The 16121-nt window shown below is 61.7% G+C and carries 15 protein-coding genes and 2 pseudogenes; 5 read left to right on the top strand and 12 right to left on the bottom strand.

From position 1 onward, the window contains the following. A partial coding sequence (locus D6877_RS25050; protein ID WP_130912441.1) for a hypothetical protein occupies positions 1-487 on the bottom strand: 487 nt, incomplete at its 3' end. A 197-nt stretch (positions 488-684) separates the two neighbouring features. On the opposite strand from D6877_RS25050, the gene D6877_RS25045 reads away from it, so the two are divergent. Further along, the gene (locus D6877_RS25045) at positions 685-1377 is read left to right on the top strand and encodes an aspartate/glutamate racemase family protein (protein WP_130912440.1); all 693 of its coding nucleotides are present in this window, start codon (positions 685-687) and stop codon (positions 1375-1377) included. 1 nt (position 1378) lies between these two features. Here D6877_RS25045 and D6877_RS25040 read toward each other — a convergent pair whose 3' ends face one another. From D6877_RS25040 to D6877_RS30200, 11 genes and pseudogenes are all read right to left on the bottom strand, one after another. Continuing rightward, positions 1379-1897, bottom strand: coding sequence for a GNAT family N-acetyltransferase (locus D6877_RS25040; RefSeq protein ID WP_130912439.1), 519 nt, complete (start codon positions 1895-1897; stop codon positions 1379-1381). 443 nt (positions 1898-2340) lie between these two features. Further along, positions 2341-3321, bottom strand: a complete 981-nt coding sequence (locus D6877_RS25030; RefSeq protein ID WP_130912438.1) for a LysR family transcriptional regulator — start codon at positions 3319-3321, stop codon at positions 2341-2343. Positions 3322-3489: 168 nt separating this feature from the next. Beyond that, positions 3490-4437 carry a peptidylprolyl isomerase gene (locus D6877_RS25020; RefSeq protein ID WP_130912437.1) on the bottom strand — a complete coding sequence of 316 codons (948 nt, stop codon included), beginning with the start codon at positions 4435-4437 and terminating at the stop codon, positions 3490-3492. Next, the gene (locus D6877_RS25015) at positions 4434-4904 is read right to left on the bottom strand and encodes a YbjN domain-containing protein (RefSeq protein ID WP_130912436.1); all 471 of its coding nucleotides are present in this window, start codon (positions 4902-4904) and stop codon (positions 4434-4436) included. The genes D6877_RS25020 and D6877_RS25015 overlap by 4 nt, the downstream gene beginning before the upstream one ends. 17 nt (positions 4905-4921) lie before the next feature. Next, complete coding sequence (locus tag D6877_RS25010) at positions 4922-5551, bottom strand: DNA repair protein (protein WP_130912435.1); 630 nt, start codon at positions 5549-5551, stop codon at positions 4922-4924. Between the two features lie 17 nt (positions 5552-5568). Continuing rightward, the gene (locus tag D6877_RS25005) at positions 5569-7266 is read right to left on the bottom strand and encodes a putative porin (RefSeq protein WP_130912434.1); all 1698 of its coding nucleotides are present in this window, start codon (positions 7264-7266) and stop codon (positions 5569-5571) included. A 39-nt stretch (positions 7267-7305) separates the two neighbouring features. Next, positions 7306-8010 carry an energy transducer TonB gene (locus tag D6877_RS25000; protein ID WP_130912433.1) on the bottom strand — a complete coding sequence of 235 codons (705 nt, stop codon included), beginning with the start codon at positions 8008-8010 and terminating at the stop codon, positions 7306-7308. Positions 8011-8013: 3 nt separating this feature from the next. Beyond that, positions 8014-8439 (bottom strand): biopolymer transporter ExbD, encoded by a 426-nt coding sequence (locus D6877_RS24995; RefSeq protein ID WP_003201710.1) that lies wholly within the window; start codon positions 8437-8439, stop codon positions 8014-8016. Positions 8440-8450: 11 nt separating this feature from the next. Then, positions 8451-10250: a MotA/TolQ/ExbB proton channel family protein gene (locus D6877_RS24990; RefSeq protein ID WP_130912432.1), complete on the bottom strand. Its 1800-nt coding sequence runs from the start codon at positions 10248-10250 to the stop codon at positions 8451-8453. Positions 10251-10262: 12 nt separating this feature from the next. Next, on the bottom strand, positions 10263-11861 hold the full coding sequence (locus tag D6877_RS24985; protein ID WP_071172333.1) for a ShlB/FhaC/HecB family hemolysin secretion/activation protein: 1599 nt from the start codon (positions 11859-11861) through the stop codon (positions 10263-10265). 54 nt (positions 11862-11915) lie between these two features. Next, positions 11916-12245 (bottom strand): annotated as a pseudogene (locus D6877_RS30200) (transposase); the annotation flags it as partial. A gap of 659 nt (positions 12246-12904) precedes the next feature. Here D6877_RS30200 and D6877_RS24970 point away from each other — a divergent pair. The 4 genes and pseudogenes from D6877_RS24970 to D6877_RS30065 all read left to right on the top strand — a co-directional run. Continuing rightward, the gene (locus tag D6877_RS24970; RefSeq protein WP_130912429.1) at positions 12905-14530 is read left to right on the top strand and encodes an NADP-dependent glyceraldehyde-3-phosphate dehydrogenase; all 1626 of its coding nucleotides are present in this window, start codon (positions 12905-12907) and stop codon (positions 14528-14530) included. A gap of 102 nt (positions 14531-14632) precedes the next feature. Further along, positions 14633-14989 (top strand): DUF3302 domain-containing protein, encoded by a 357-nt coding sequence (locus D6877_RS24965; protein WP_130912428.1) that lies wholly within the window; start codon positions 14633-14635, stop codon positions 14987-14989. 2 nt (positions 14990-14991) lie between these two features. Then, positions 14992-15951 (top strand): HlyD family secretion protein, encoded by a 960-nt coding sequence (locus D6877_RS24960; RefSeq protein ID WP_016774598.1) that lies wholly within the window; start codon positions 14992-14994, stop codon positions 15949-15951. Between the two features lie 57 nt (positions 15952-16008). Continuing rightward, positions 16009-16121: pseudogene (locus D6877_RS30065) on the top strand (FUSC family protein); the annotation flags it as partial.

The following is a 16121-nucleotide window of genomic DNA, read 5'->3' as shown; positions in this document are numbered from 1 at the left end:
TGCGATCGCGAGGAATCAGGCTTTGCAGTTGCTGCGCCAGAAAATTCGCATCAAACGCAAACGTATCCGGATCCTTCAAACCATTGGTCTTGCGCCACTGCCACGCGCCATCCGCCAGGCCAACCAGGGAAATGCTCCCGTACCGCGCCGCCGTCAGCCCCATCACCGCCAAGGAAATCTGCCCGCCGCTGCCCATCACATCTGGCACAAACTCCACCGGCTTGCCGGCAATGACAATGCTCAATTTTTCCGTCTTGAACGTCGAGGTCTCCACCGGCACGCTCGGCCCGGACGCGACATACGCCTCGCGACTGACCTCCAGCAGATTCGGCGCCTTGACCGGTTCAAGCCATTGCTCGATCTGGTCGAACAGCGCGCCAATCCGTGTGGCCCATTCATCTGATTGCGTGGTGAACAGTTGCTTCTTGTGCGCTTCGCTCTCGGCATAGTGGCGAAGCATTTCGCCCAGTTGCTGTACGTCGTTCATTGCGGTGTTCCTCGGAAAGGACCTGCGAAGGGTGATAGTGGCAGATCCCCGGCGCGGCGTACGTTTAGTTCTTGCAGATGCACAGTTGCGGGAAAGATCGGCGGTACAGTCAGTCGGTACTGGCGTCGGGTCTTGAACAGAAGGTAACTTCGGGCAGACCTGAATGCTCGATACTGACATTTGCTTGAGGAAATCCAATGCGCACCATCGGCCTTATCGGCGGCATGAGCTGGGAGTCCAGCGCCGAATACTATCGCCTGATCAACCAACAGGTTCGCGACCGCCTCGGCTCTTTGCGTTCGGCGCAGTTGCTGATGTACAGCGTCGACTTCGGCCCGGTCGAACAGGCCCAGCACGCCGGGCGCTGGGACGATGCAGCGGCGATTCTGGTGGATGCCGCGCGCAGGCTCGAAGCCGGCGGCGCCGATTGCGTGGTGCTGTGTACCAACACCATGCACAAGGTCGCCGGGCAGATTCAGGCCGCCATCAGCATTCCGTTCCTGCACATCGCCGAACCCGCCGCGCAGGCGGCATTGGAAATCGACGCGCGCACGGTCGGGCTGCTCGGCACCGCGTTCACCATGGAGCAGAACTTCCTCAAGCAGCGCCTGATCGCCCAAGGCCTGACCGTACTGGTGCCGGATGATGCCGAGCGCAAAGAGGTGCACCGGATCATCTACGACGAACTCTGCGTCGGCGTGATCAGCGAAGCATCCCGGCTAACCTATCAGCGGGTAATCGAATCACTCACCGCCCGTGGCGCCCAGGCGATCATCCTCGGCTGCACCGAAATCGGCCTGCTGATCAAACCCGAACACAGCGCCCTGCCCCTGCTCGACACCACCGAACTGCATGCGCAGTCAGCGGTGGCGTTCGCACTGGGCGACTGACTCAGGGTTTCGACGAACCGCGCAGACGGGCCATGCTCAACGTGTCGACCCACTGCCCGTCGCGCACCGCGTAATCACGCAACAGCCCTTCGGCCTCGAAACCGAACTTGCGATAAAGCCCGATCGCCGCCTCGTTATCGGCGTAGACCGTGAGTTCGACGCGGTGCAGATTCATCCAGTTGTCGGCAACGTCCAGCGCCGCGGCCAACAACATCGATCCCACGCCTTTGCCCTGCCAGGTTACCGCGACTGCCATGCCGAAACTGCCGGCGTGGGCGCGGCGCATCCTTGAATAGGCTTCCAGACCGAGATTTCCGATCACTACGCCTTGGTGCAGAGCAACCAGTTTCAGCGCGCGCTCGTTATCTGCCTGAAGTCGCTGACGCCAGACCTCGGTGGATTGAAACGGCATCTGCAGCACCTGCCGCGCAACGGCGGGGTCGTTGTAAAGCGCAGTGATGCCTTCGAGGTGGAATTCGTTGGAGCGTTCGAGATGGATCGTGGAGGTTGGGTCTGACATGGGATCGGTCCGTGATCAACGTGTGGCTGGTCACTCTAAACCGCTGATCTGGAATCTGGCGAGATGAAATTGTGGGAGCGAGCCTGCTCGCGAATGCGGTGGGTCAGTCACTGAAGTTTCGACTGGCGGATTGCTTTCGCGAGCAGGCTCACTCCTACATGGGGCGGGTCAAGGCTGGAACCATTCGTGGCGTTCGTTGAAGGTTTTGATGATCGTTCCCACGCTCTGCGTGGGAATGCCTCAAGGGACGCTCCGCGTTCCAGCTCTGGGGGGACGCAGAGCGTCCCGGGCTGCATTCCCACGCGGAGCGTGGGAACGATCAACGTGTAAGCAATGAAGATTCCTGTGGGAGCGAGCCTGCTGGCGAAAGCGGTTTGTCAGTCACTGTGGCTTCGACTGGCGGATTGCTTTCGCGAGCAGGCTCACTCCTACAGGGGGGCGGGTCAAGGCTGGAACCATTCGTGGCGTTCGTTGAAGGTTTGCTGGATGAGGTCGATGAGGGCTTGGATTTCGGCAGATTTTTGCGAGTCGGTGTTGACGGCGAGCCAAGCATGGAGCTGCATCGCCTCGGCGAATAATCCGGGCAGTGCGATGAGGCCTCGGTCGAAGCGGCTCATGTATGCCGGCAGCAATCCGATGCAAGCGCTGCACCGGATCATCTCCAGCATCAATTCATAAGATTGTATTTGCACTACGCCAGCCAAGCGCTGCTCGACCAACTCATTCCAAGGCCGAAAGCTCTCAACCTGCCGATCATGCTGCCACTGCACCAGCATGAAGTCCGCCAGATCATCCGGCGTTTCCGGTCGCGCTGTCACTCGTGAATAGCGCTTGGCAATGTGCGGCAGATATTCAATCCGCGCGAGGTGTTGCGGTTCGCTGGTTGCGAAGGTTGGGCCGGGGTTTGGGCGTTCGCCAGGAGCGAGCCAGAGGACGATGTCGGCACTGACTGCACGCAAGGCCAGTTCGCTATCCAGGGCAATAATTTCCAGACGCAGGCTGGCATTGCGGCGCAGCAGTGCGATGAGGTCGCGGCCGAGGATGTCGTGGAGGATGGATTCGGCGATGGCCAGACGAATCAGCGGTTGTTCGATGACCGGGAGTTTGCGTTGGAGGGCCAGGGTGCTAAGTCGGGCCTGCAACTGTTGGCCTTCGCGGGTCAGGCTGAGGGCGCTGCCCTGGAAGCTGAACAGGCTGTGTTGCAGTTGTTGTTCGAGTTGCGCGAGTTGTTTGCGCAACAGGGTCGAGCGCACGTTGAGGCTGCGCGCGGCTTGCATGAAGCAGCCGCAGCGGGCGCTGACGAGGAAGTATTGGGCGACTTCGCTGTCGATGGTCGCGGCCTGGTTGAGCCAGGGCTCGGATCTGGATTGCGGCGATTGATAATCAACGGTGCCCGGGCGTCCTGCGGGTTCGGTGAATGACATTGATGACTCCCTGTCGATCTAATGTGGTTGCTCTGAATACACCGGATTCTCATTGTGGGAGCGAGCCTGCTCGCGAAAACGTTGGCACATTCAACATCTTCGCTGACTGACCCACCGCATTCGCGAGCAGGCTCGCTCCCACAGGGGTGAATGGTGTTTTGGCTGATGTCAGTGTTTTTCCTCGAGAATTTTGTTCAGCTCGGCGCCGTCGATGCTGAGGGTGGCGGTGTTGAGCATGCCGTCCAGATAAGCCTGGGCGATCTGTTCCTGGCGTTGTGCGCGCAGGGCCTGGGTCAGTTGGTCGCGCAGTTCCTCCAGCGTCGCGGTGCGGGCCGGTTGTTGTTCGGTGAGTTTAATCACGTGAAAACCGGCCGCGCTTTGCACCGGATCAGACACGGCGCCCACCTTGAGCCGCGCCACGGCGCTACGTACTTCCGGCACCAGTTGCTGCAACGGTTGCAGGCCGGTATCACCGCCCCGCTCTGCAGTCACTCGATCCTGCGAATATTGCGTAGCGAGCGCCGCAAAATCGGCCGGTGCTGACTGCGCCTTCTTGCTCAATTCAGCGGCTTGTTTGCGCACTGTTTCCACATTCGCTGCGTCACTGACGCCAAGGAAAATCTGACTGACCCGGTACAGCGCCGGCGTCTGCCAATTGGCCTTCCCCGCGTCATACGCCTGCTGCAACTCAGCCGCGCTCGGATACTCCGCCGGCACCTGACTCACCGAGCGCAAATAATCACGAAACACGATTTGCTCAGTCGCTGCGCGAGTCTGCCGGGCGACGTCCGGCCGCTGCGCCCAACCCTGCGCATCGGCCTGTTCCAGCACGGCTTTTTCTGCCAGTCGCGCACGAATCCAGCGCTCCAGCGCCTCACGGTTGCCGCGCAGTTGTTCGCGGGTTTGCGCCGGGACGGTGGCCAGCAGCGCCTGCAATTCCTCTGGCGAAACCTGCTGATTGCCCAACCGTGCGACCGCTGGCCCGGCTGCAACCGCCATCACCGGCGAGGGCTGCTGAGCGGCGACCGGATCACTGCCCGGCCGCAGCACCAGCGCCACGGCCACCACCAACAACGCCAGCGCTCCGGCGCCGATCACCATGGCAGGCTTTTTCACAGCGCGACTTCCTCTTGTTCGGCGACAGCGGATTTTGCGGTTTGCGAAGCAGCGGTCTGGCTGAAATCGCGCAGGTAAACGATGAATTCCTGCAACAGGCGATCCCACAATTCCAGATTGCCGCGCAGGTGCTCATTGCTTACCCCAGCGGCCACGACCACATCCATTTCCATCAGCAGAAACTCGCCCTGCAACGACAATCGTGCAAAGCGCCGTGTCGCGTTCCACTGCTCGGCGACGCCCTCAGGCAACTCCCCCTGCACACGCAGCGCACAGCTGAAGGTGAAATCAACAAAGTTGCCCTGCTCCAGCGCCGGGTTGCCGAACCGCACGGCGTAGCCGATGCCCTGACTGGCGCTGAGCAATTGCACGATGCCGTTCTGTTCACTCTGGTTGACGCGATAACCGGCGGCCTGGAGGACCTCGGTCAGTGATTGCGGGGAAACGTGGGTGATCAATTGAGTCATGGCTTTCTTCCTTGTTATCAGTGAGCGATCGCCGCTTGCGGCGCGTCGAATTGGGCTTTGTACAGCTCGTCGCCGAAGCCTTGCGCCAGTTCATCGAACTTGACCCGGGCGCTGCCGGCGAAGGGCTGGCGGATCTTCATCACTTCGGCGACATCGATGTTTTCGTAAGCCGTGAGGATCTGTTTGGCGACGCCGTACATTTGCTGATTCTTGGCTGAACATTGCTGCACTTGTGTGTCACGTTCCGCCAGTTGCGCTTGCAGCTTCGCGCGTTCGGCTTCTTTGCCGCGAGCGAGGACCAGCAACTCGTCGTAGGCTTTCTTGAACTTGCCAGTCTGCTCGACACTGGCCGCCACTTGCGCCTGCGCCTGGCTGTGCAGGCTCTGTTGCTGCCCGGCCAGTTGCTCGGCGAGGCCTTTGGCTTTGGCCAGTTCGGCAGTCAGCAGCTTGATCTGCGCTTGCGCTGCCTTGGCTTCGTTCTGCGCCGCCAGTTGTGCGGCGCTGGCCTGGGCCTGTTGGCTTTGCAGGGCCTGCAATTGTTGGGTGGTGCTGCGCAATTGCGTGCGCAAGCGTTCTTCCATGCCTTCGCCGTTCGCCCCGGTGGCAATCAACAAACCCAGGCCCAGCGCGAGAAAACGCGTGTTCATAAAGCTCTCCCGGCGCCTTAGAAGCGCGTGTTGATCTCAAGCTGCAAGACGTCGATGTCGAACGGCGCACCGTACACCGCTTCGGTGCTCATCCAGCGACCCGTGGCGGAAACGTTCTTCGCCAGGCCGTAGTTGCCGCCCATGAAATAGCCCTTGGCGTTGGTGCCGCCGAGGTGGAACGACGAGTCGTTGAAGCCGTCGGGCAAGGCGTCCGGCTGGATGTACTTGTAGCCGGCGAACAGGTTCCAGTCGCCCTTGCGCTTGAGGTCCAGCGCGTTGCCGAGGGTGAACTGCACCATCCACGCATTGGCGCCGCTTTCGATCTCGCCGTTGCTGTCGAGGTTGTTGACGATCTGCCCGGCGGAACGCTTGCGCATGTCGCCTTCGTCGTAGCTGAGGTTGTGGATGTAGTTGCCCTGGCTGCGCAGTTTGAAGTCCTGCGGCAGGTCGGCATCCCAGACCACGTTGAGATCGAGCAGGTTGAACTCGGAGGCGAGACCGACGAATTGCGGCTGCGGCGTAGCGCTCGGGTTGAGCGGGTTCGGCGTGATGTCACGCAGCAGGAATACGCTGTTGCCCTTCTGCATGAACGCCGCGCGGGTGCCGTCGCTGTCGCAGCCCGGCGCGCCGGCCCACGGTTCGCAGGGGCTGGAGCGCTGGCCCTGAATGTCGTCGAAGCGGTAATAGGCCAGCGCACCTTTTAGGCGGTTGTTGCTGTTGATCGCCCATTTCGCCCCGAGCTGCGCGCCGTAAAGCCACTTGTTGTCGCTCTCTTCCTTGTCGAAACCGTTGCTGCTGGAGGTGTCGTTGGTGTAGTCCACCGGGAACGCGCCGACGGTGCCGAACACGCCCCAATCGCGGTTGAGCTTGTGATCGAAAATCGCCGCCACACCGTCGAAATTCAGGTCGTTGGAATAGAGCATGTCGGTGGACATGAACGGGTTGGCGAAGCGCCCGCCGGTCAGGGTCAATTCGTCCATTGGCTTCCAGGTCAGGTAGCCCTGATCGAGCCAGATGTCCTTCTTGGCAAAGCCGCCGCCGAGGTTCTGCGTGGTCGATACCGGGTTGTTGTCCGAACCGGTGCCGATGCGAATGCCGGCGGTCCATTCCTCCGAAATCACCGCTTTCATGCCCAGGCGTGCGCGCAGGCGAAAGAGGTTTTCGCGGTCTTCGCGGGTATTGAGCAACGGCGGCAGGCTGGTGCTGCTGTTGGGGTTCACGTCGTACGGGCCATTGTTGTTGAGCTTGGCGAAGTCGACAATTTCGTTGCTGTTGTTGCCCGAGTAGTAACGCGATTCGTCACGCAGGCGAATGTCACCGTCGAAGCTGATGCGCGAGGCCCAGTCCGGGAAGGTATTCGGCGCGGCCCAGTTTTCCTGTTTGGCGGTGGCCATGACCTCGGCTTTGACCTGATCGCGGATCTGGTCGCGCACTGCTGCCGGTACGTACTGCACGCGCACATCCCCCGGCGCGGCGACCGGTCCGGCCGCGACTGCGGTGGACGCGGCCGCCTGTTTGGCCTGCACCGCTTCGTTCTGCGCCTGGGCGATCAGCGCGTCGGCCTTGTCCTGTTTGAGAATGCCCTGCTCGACCAGCAAGCGGATCAGATTGATCGTGGCGTTTTCCGAGGGCGCAGGCGCTGCCACGGCCTGACCGACCAGGGTCGCAATGACCATGCCGACCGCCAGGGACAATCGATTCACGTTGGAAATCATCTGCACACAACTCCTTTTGCCGAAGCTTGAATAAGTGAATTAACCCGGACGCCGCCCCTGCAGGGACAGGCGCACGGGCAAAGTGATGGAGGCCGGAGGCCGTTCGCTGAGGGCTGGCGCACCGCGTAAAGCGGCCAGCACCTGGGTATCGATTTGCGGGTTGCCGCTGGACTTGATCAGCTCGACACGGGTGATCTCGCCGACGCTGCTCAGCCAGACATCGGCCTGCAGCGAGAATGCGAGGTTGCGCAGCTCGGGGTTCTCACGCAGCAAGCGCTGGAAGGTGAACGCGAGAAACTGGCTGTACGTGCCCGTGCCCAAACGCCCACCGCCGGCACCGGCCATGCCGCCGCCCTTGCCCGCGCCGATGTTGAAAGCGTCGCTGCCGGCCTGCGCGTCGCCGTCCATTTGCATCGGGTTGGCCAGATCGTCGGCCGGCGATGGCGGCGCCTCTTCTTCAGGCTTGACCTCCTCCGGCTCCGGCGTTGGCTCGGGCTCGACGATTTTTTCTTCCACCGGCGTTTCCGGCTCTGGCGGTTTCTCCGGCGGCGGTGGTGGCGGTGGCGGCAACGGAATGATCGTCGGCACCTTCGGCGCTTCGCGACGCACGCCGGCCATGTCGTTGGCCCACTGCCAGAGGAACCACGCGGCGAGCGCGGCGACCAGCAGTCCGGCGCCCCACTTCACATAGCGCAACGGCGACTTTTTCACGGGCGGCGGATCAATCGGGAGTTGTGCGGTCATGACTCAGCCCTGACTCGGTTTGCCGGTAACGAGACCGACCTGGGACAGTTCGAGCCGGCGCAGCAGGTCCAGCACTTCGATGACTTTCTGGTACTGCACCGTCGCATCGCCACGCACGATCACCGGGAAATCCGGGCTCTGCGCTTTCTCGATGCGCAGGCGTTCTTCCAGCTCGGCCAGCGTCACGGGATAGGCATCGAGGAACACCTGGCCGCCGTCGTTGACCGAGATCGCCTTGGTCTTGGCTTCCGACAGCGACACCGACGCGCTGGCCTTGGGCAGGTTGATCTGGATCCCGGAGACCTGCGCGGTGGCGGTGAGGATGAACATCACCAGCACCACCATCAGCACATCGACCAGCGGGGTGATGTTGATGCTGTCGACGGCGGCATCGTCATCATCGTCATGAGAGGCATTTACGGACGCCATGACAGTGCTCCTCAGGCCGGTACGGAGTGGTTGGCGTGATGGCCGCGCTGGTGCGACGCCTCACTGAACTGGCTCTCGCCGTGCATTTCCGCCAGACGGGTAATGAACTCGTCGACGAATACGCGCATGTCGGCGCTGACTTCCTTGTTGCGGGTGATCAGGCGGTTGTAGCCAAACAGCGCGGGGATCGCGACGAACAGGCCCATCGCCGTGGCCAACAGCGCGGCGGCCATACCGGGAGCGATGGCATTGATGTTGACGTCGCCGGCCATTGCCGTGCCGAGGAACACCACCATGATCCCCAGCACCGTGCCGAGCAGGCCGATATACGGACCGCCGGCGATGGCGTTGGACAGGGTCGAGAGTTTCGAGCTGAGCTGCTGGTTTTCGCGGGTGCGCACGCCGTCCATCGAGCAGCGGATGGCTTCGATGGTTGCCGCTGAAACCGAGGAGGTATCGGCGCCCTGCTCACGGCGGGTGCGGATCTCTTTAACCGCCACCAGATACAGGCGCCACAGCGACGAATGCTGCAGACGTTGAGCCAGTTGCGCGTCGTCGGCGAACATCTCCAGACGCGTGCCGACCTTGGCGAATTGCACGCGGAAGTCTTCGTTGGCAGCGGTGACGCGGCTGAGGCTGCGGTTCTTGCGCAGCATGATGATCCACGACTGGAACATCATCAGCACCAGCACGGCGATAATCACCCACGCGTCGATCGGCACCGCGTTTAGGAGGAAGCCGAGGCTACCGAAGCCAAACCCGGATTGTTCTTCATCGACGCCGTAAGCCACCAGTTTCGACTCGGCGCCTTGCGAGGTGGCATCGGCCAGCAACAGCGCAGCAGGTCGGGCGACTTTCGACAGGCGCAGCTCATCAATAGCGCCAGCGAATGGCTGGAACGCGCCTTCCTGCAGATCAGCCCCGATGGCCATGACCGAGTTGAACGCCGGCATCGCCTGGGCCAACGCAGCGTTTTCGCGACCGTTGATGTACAGGGTGACTTTCGAACCCTCGGCGGTCAGCGCAACGTGTTGCCACTGCGCCGGAGCCAGAGCTTGCGTGGCGGCAGCGCGCTGACCGTCGATCTCCACGAACGGCAGGCCTTGGCTGACGCCGATGAGCAGACTTTGCGTGCCCTCGCGACGCGCCAGGATCACTTGTTCGCCGCTGGCCTGATCCAGACGCAGCCAGGCGCTGAAAGTGAACGCGCTGCCAGCGTTGTGTTGCAGCGACGGACTGGCCGGCAGCAACAACGGCTGACCGCTGAACTGCAAGGCGCGCCCGACGACGCCATCGATCGCTGTGCCGGTCGCGCTTTGCGCGGTGTTGCCGTACGCCGTGGTGTCTTTCGCCGGGGTGCCGGTGGCGCCGTCGAAGTGATACAGCGCGGTATAACTCGGATCGAAGGTCAACTGGCCGTTGCCGGTGGCCGGGGCTTTCTGGTTGCCGTAGTACATCCAGATGTCCTGACGCTGACCGCCCTCTACATTCGGCACATCAACCCAGATCAGCGCCATGCCCATCAGCGCGTCGAAACTTTCGATCTGGTGGTTGAGCACGGTTTTGTCATCGGCGGCGACGAAGCGCAGATCGGAGCCGTCCTCTTTCACGCCGTCGAAGGTGAAGTTGCCGGTGTGCAGGCGCACCAGCAGCGTGGTGCGGCCGAGGGGCTGATTGATCGCCGCACCTTGTGGCGTGGTGTCGACGGCAATCTGTTTGCGGTAATGCCAGTCGTCCTGCCACCAGGCCTGAGCCGTGGCCGGGAGCACGAAGCCCAGGCAGATCAACAACGAAAGGAAGAGGCGTTGCATGGACGTGCTCCGTTAGAAAGTGGCTTGAAGGTTGAAGTGCAGGCGCGATTCCTGCTTTGAGGTGTTCGGCCCTTCGAGTAGCGGGTAGCCCCAGTCGAGGCTGCCGGACAGCCATTTACTGAGGCTGGCGCGGGTGCCGAGGCCGACGCTGGCCAGGGCGTAATTGGCGTCCTGATCCGGCAGCTCATCGCGCAGGTACAGCTGCGCGCCTTCGGCGAAGGCATAGAAGCGCCAGTCCTGCATCCACGTACCGGCGAATTTCGCCAGCGACGGTGTGCGCAATTCCTGGCTGAGCAGGTAGCCGTCGTCTGCCGTGCGTTCGGCGGCGAGGTAGCCGCGCACCGAGGTGGCGCCACCGGCGGAGAATTGTTCGTTGGAAACCAGCGGCCCCGAGGCCAGTTGGAATGCGGCTTTGCTTGCGCTCTGCCAGTCGTTGTCGAAGGTCCAGGTGTAGTTGGTGTCGCCCTTGAGCACGGCGAAACTCGGTTTGGCGCGATAGCGTTTGTAGTCGAAGTCTTCGTCGTCGCTGCCGTAGCCGAACACGCTGCGCGTGGCGGCCACCAGACTCAGGCCGAGGCCGAGCTGGCTCTTTTCGCTGTAGCGAAAGCCGTTGTAGGCGAAGGTGAACGGCGCGTATTTGAGCGGCACCTTGTCGCTTTCGCCGGACAGGCTCAGGCGCTCGTCGAAGTCCTTGAAGTCGATACCGGCGGACAGCGAGTTCGACCAATTGCCGCTCGAGGGCAATGTGTAAATCGCCGCGACGCCGTAGCTGTGACCCTTGCCGAGCACGTTGCTGCCGCCGATGGTGGCCACGTTGCTGTCGGACTGGTAACCGGAGAACTGCACGCTCCAGCGCTCGCTCAGCGGCGCGGTGTAGGAGCCCGACCAGACCTTGGCGTTGTCGGTTTCCTGGGGCGCGGTGAAGAACGTCAGGTTGACGCTGTGGCCGAGCTGCCAAAGGTTGTTGTAACCGAGGCTGGTGACGCTGCGCAGCTTTTCGGTGTCGGCACTGTAATCGTTATTGAGACCGACGCTGGCCGTCCACGGGTTCTGGTCTTCGACCTGCAAGTCGACATCCATGGTGCCCGGGCGTTGACCTTCGCGCACCAGCGGCATGACCTGGCGACCGGGGGTCTTGTTGAGCTGCGCGAGTTCGCCCTGGACTTTGGCAAAGTCCGGCACCTCGCCTTCTTTCAGCGCCGGTACGTTGTCGCGGATGTCCAGCGGCGAATAGTGTTTGGCGCCGACCACGCGCACCCGGCCGACTTTGGTTTCACTGACTTGCAGATAAACGATGCCATCGGCCACGGCCTGCTCGGGCAGCTCGACGAACACCGATTGATAGCCGCGTTCCTGATAGGCCTTCTGCAACGCATCGCGGGCGCCTTCGATGTCGCTCAAGGCTTTCTGCGGGCCGAGAAACGGGTACACCGCTTCTTCGATCGCCCGGGCATCGAGCACGGTATTGCCGCGCACGAAGTATTCGTTGACGTCGACCAGTCGCTGCGCGGCGGGCGCTTCTGTGCCCTCCTCGGCCAGCGCCGGCTGCGCGCCCGCCGTCACCAGCAGCCAGCCCCACAGCGCCAGCCGTGACGTGAAAATCCGTTCCACATTACCCCCTGAAATTCGCGATGACCTGTGGGCGTTAGCGCCCGGTGTGCTGCGTCAATTGCTGATCGTTGTGGCGCAGGCGTGCTTGCCCAGCCAGGTGTGCAACAGCGCGAAGTTCAGCGAGAACTCGGGCATTTGCAGCAACGCGCCGCAGAACACTTCGCCGATGATTTTCTGAATCAGCAGCACCGCGCGCGGCTCGTTGAGCAGCGTGGCGATGTCACGGCTGAGGGCGATGAAACTCCAGACTTTCTGGTTCAGGCCGAGGCCGACGAACCAGCGGAACAGCAGGTTGTAGTTGAGCTGTTCATAGAGCTGCTGTTCGCTGGGCACCGAATAGAGCAATTGCAGGAGCAGGATGTGCATGACCGTTTGCGCGGGAATGAGCATGCCGGGCACGGCATTGAGGTCGTGCAGCAGGTCATGATGGGCGTCGAGCAGATCGTCGATCTGCGGGCGCAGCAACACCAGCGAATGGCCCGGCGGAATGTAGCTGGACACTTCTTTCAAAGCGCCCTGCCAGTCCTCCTGCGAGACGATCCAGACCCACGGCGCGCCGTAGCGATACACCGAAACCGGCTTCTTGCGCGCCGCTTCGACGATCTTCGACAGGCGTTGATCGAGCTCCTGCATGCCCACTTTCGAATAGCGTTCCATAGTCCCCATTGCCTCACTCCCGGCGTCCCGCCTCGGCTTGCAAAGTCCGCCCCGAAAGGCCCCTCAAGCGCGTTACACAGGCATGACCGGACTGGCGATGTGCTACCGAACTTTTGTCATAAAAGCTTCATTACCGAAGACAGACTGACTGATTTGCACGATCGACCGTGGGAGCGAGCCTGCTCGCGAAAGCGCTGTGTCAGGCAATGAGGATGTTGGATGTGCCGCCGCCTTCGCGAGCAGGCTCGCTCCCACAGGGTGGACTGCGGTTGCACCGTTGCGTGACATTCGCGTGACATTCACGGGGTTAAATCCCGGCCCGTTCAGGCGTATAACCTTCACAAGACTTTTCAATCGGCACGCCGACTTCAACACAGGGTAGTGACATGACCACAGCAAACATCCTTGGCAACCTGTTCCCTTCGGTCAGCGACATCCCGGAAAAATATCGCCTCGACGCTCAGGTCGAGCAGCGTGAATATCTGGTCGATGGCCAGTTGCGCCGCTGGGACGGCCCGCTCGCGCAGGTGCGCAGCCCGGTTTATCTGAAAAGCGAAAACGGTGAAGAACAGGTGATCCTCGGCAGCACGCCGCTGCTGGATGCCGACACCGCGCTCACCGCCCTCGACGCTGCCGTTCGCGCTTATGACCGAGGTCAGGGCCTGTGGCCGACCATGCGCGTGGCCGAGCGCATCCAGCATGTCGAAGCGTTTCTCGGCCGCATGCGCGAGCAGCGCGAGGCCGTGGTCAAGCTGCTGATGTGGGAGATCGGCAAGAACCTCAAGGACTCGGAAAAAGAGTTCGATCGCACCTGCGATTACATCGTCGACACCATCAATGCCCTTAAAGAACTCGACCGCCGCTCCAGCCGTTTCGAGCTGGAACAGGACACCCTCGGTCAGATTCGCCGCGTTCCACTCGGCGTCGCCTTGTGCATGGGGCCTTACAACTATCCGCTGAACGAAACCTTCACCACGCTGATTCCGGCACTGATCATGGGCAACACCGTGGTGTTCAAACCGGCCAAGCTCGGCGTGCTGCTGATTCGCCCGTTGCTCGAAGCCTTCCGCGACAGCTTCCCGAGCGGCGTGATCAACGTCATCTACGGCAGCGGCCGCGAGACCGTCAGCGCTCTGATGGCCAGCGGCAAGATCGACATTTTCGCCTTCATCGGCACCAACAAGGCTGCCAGCGACCTGAAGAAGCTGCACCCGAAACCACACCGCTTGCGCGCGGCTCTGGGTCTGGACGCCAAGAACCCGGGCATCGTTTTGCCCGAAGTCGATCTCGACAACGCCGTCAGCGAAGCGGTCACCGGCTCGCTGTCGTTCAATGGTCAGCGCTGCACCGCACTGAAAATTCTTTTTGTGCATGAAGACGTGGTCGACAGCTTCATCGAGAAATTCAATGCCAGACTGGCCACGCTCAAACCGGGCATGCCGTGGGACAGCGGCGTGGCGCTAACGCCGCTGCCGGAGTCGGGCAAGGTCGATTATCTGCACGGTCTGGTTGCTGACGCGCAAAGCAAAGGCGCACAGGTGGTCAACCCGAATGGCGGCGAATCCCACGCCTCGTTCTTCTACCCGGCCGTGCTGTATCCGGTGAGCCCGCAGATGCGCGTCTATCAGGAAGAACAGTTCGGTCCGGTTGTGCCCATCGTGCCCTACCGCCACCTCGATACCGTGATCGACTACGTGCTGGAATCCGACTTCGGCCAGCAGTTGAGCATCTTCGGCACCAACCCGGTGGCGGTCGGCCGGCTGGTCGACACTTTCGCCAACCAGGTCGGGCGGATCAACCTCAACGCCCAGTGCCAGCGCGGCCCGGACACTTACCCGTTCAACGGTCGCAAGAACTCCGCCGAAGGCACGCTCTCGGTTCACGATGCATTGCGAGTGTTTTCGATTCGTACGCTGGTGGCGACCAAGTTCCAGGAGAGCAACAAAGATCTGATCAGCGAGATCATTCGCGGGCGGGATTCGAGTTTCCTGACCACCGATTACATCTTTTGACGGGTGATCGGCAGGATTGAATGATCCTGCCGATCCGTCAGCCCCCCGGCGATTCAGTGACTACACTGAGCCCAGCATTGCTGGATGCCCGGGAGGCTGACCATGCTCGACTACTTCGCGTTGGGTTTGCTGGTTTTTGTCGGTCTCGTGCTGTTTTACGGGATCATCGTGCTGCATGACATTCCGTACGAGATCGCCGTTCACCGCAACCATCCGCATCAGGACGCGATCCATGCCACTGGCTGGGTCAGCCTGTTTACCCTGCATGCGCTCTGGCCGTTTCTGTGGATCTGGGCAATGGCCTATCGCGAGGATCGCGGTTGGGGTTTCGGCGATGGCAAACCCGTTCAGAACCATGTCATCCGGCTCGAGCAGCAGGTCATTGAGCTGCAAGCCCGGATCGAGCGACTCGAAGCGCAGTCGCCGGTTGCGCCTCACTCTGACAGCGGGGGGATCTGAGCATGGATCTGTTGCTCATCCTCACGTACGCCGCACTCTGCGTCGCCATCTTCAAGATCTTCCGCATTCCGCTGAACAAATGGACGGTGCCCACCGCTGTCCTGGGTGGCGTGCTGATCATCGGCGCGCTGATTTTCACCATGAACTACAACCATCCCTATTCCGAGGTGGCGCGCTCCTACTTTGTCTCGGTGCCGGTCATTCCGATCATCAGTGGCCAGGTGATCGACGTGCCGGTAAAGGGCAACGAACCCCTGGAAAAAGGCGACGTGCTGTTCCGCATCGATCCCACGCCTTTCCAGAACCGCCTGAAATCGCTCAAGGCGCAACTGGTCGCAGCCAAAGGCGACCGCTACCGCATCACCGAGCTGATTCGCCGCAACTTCGGCACCCAGCGCGAACTGGACGCGGCCATTGCCCGCACCGACGATCTGCAGGCGCAACTCGACAATGCGCAGTTCGAGTTGGACAACACCGTGGTTCGAGCACCGAGCAAAGGCTTCGTCACCCACGTTTCGCTGCGCCCGGGGATGATGGCGAGCAAGCTGCCGCTGCGCCCGTCGATGGTGTTTATTCCGCAGGAAGGTCAGTACTTCGCCGCTTGGATGCGTCAGAACAGCCTGCTGCGTCTGACCGTGGGCGACGAGGCCGAAGTCGCCTTCGATGGCATTCCCGGCAAAGTCTTCGCGGGGCGAGTGAAAAGCGTTATCGGGGTGATCGCCGAGGGCCAGGTGCAACCTTCCGGCACGCTGATCAGCTACACCGGCTCGCCACCGGCCGGACGGGTGCCGGTGATCATTGAAATCACTGACCCGGCGTTCGCCGAATACAGCGCGCTCATGCCGGGCGGCGCCTACGGGCAAGCGGCGCTGTACAGCCAGCACTTTCATCACATCGGCGCGATGCGCAAAATCCTGCTGCGCATGTCGGCCTGGATGAATTACATTTTCCCCTTCCATTGATTTGATTGACGTACGAGGTTCGCACTGACTACTTACAGCACCCACCGCCTGCCACCGCTGTTGCGCCGTATCCTGCGTCCGCTGCTGGACCCGTATCGGCGCTACCGTCACGCCCGCCTGATCCATTCCGTGCGGGTGGCGCTGGGGTTGCTGGCGACGATTCTGCTGAC

Source organism: Pseudomonas sp. Sample_9 (assembly GCF_004307535.1).
Classification (GTDB): Bacteria; Pseudomonadota; Gammaproteobacteria; order Pseudomonadales; family Pseudomonadaceae; genus Aquipseudomonas; species Aquipseudomonas mercuritolerans.
This window is presented reverse-complemented; position numbering and strand designations above follow the sequence as displayed.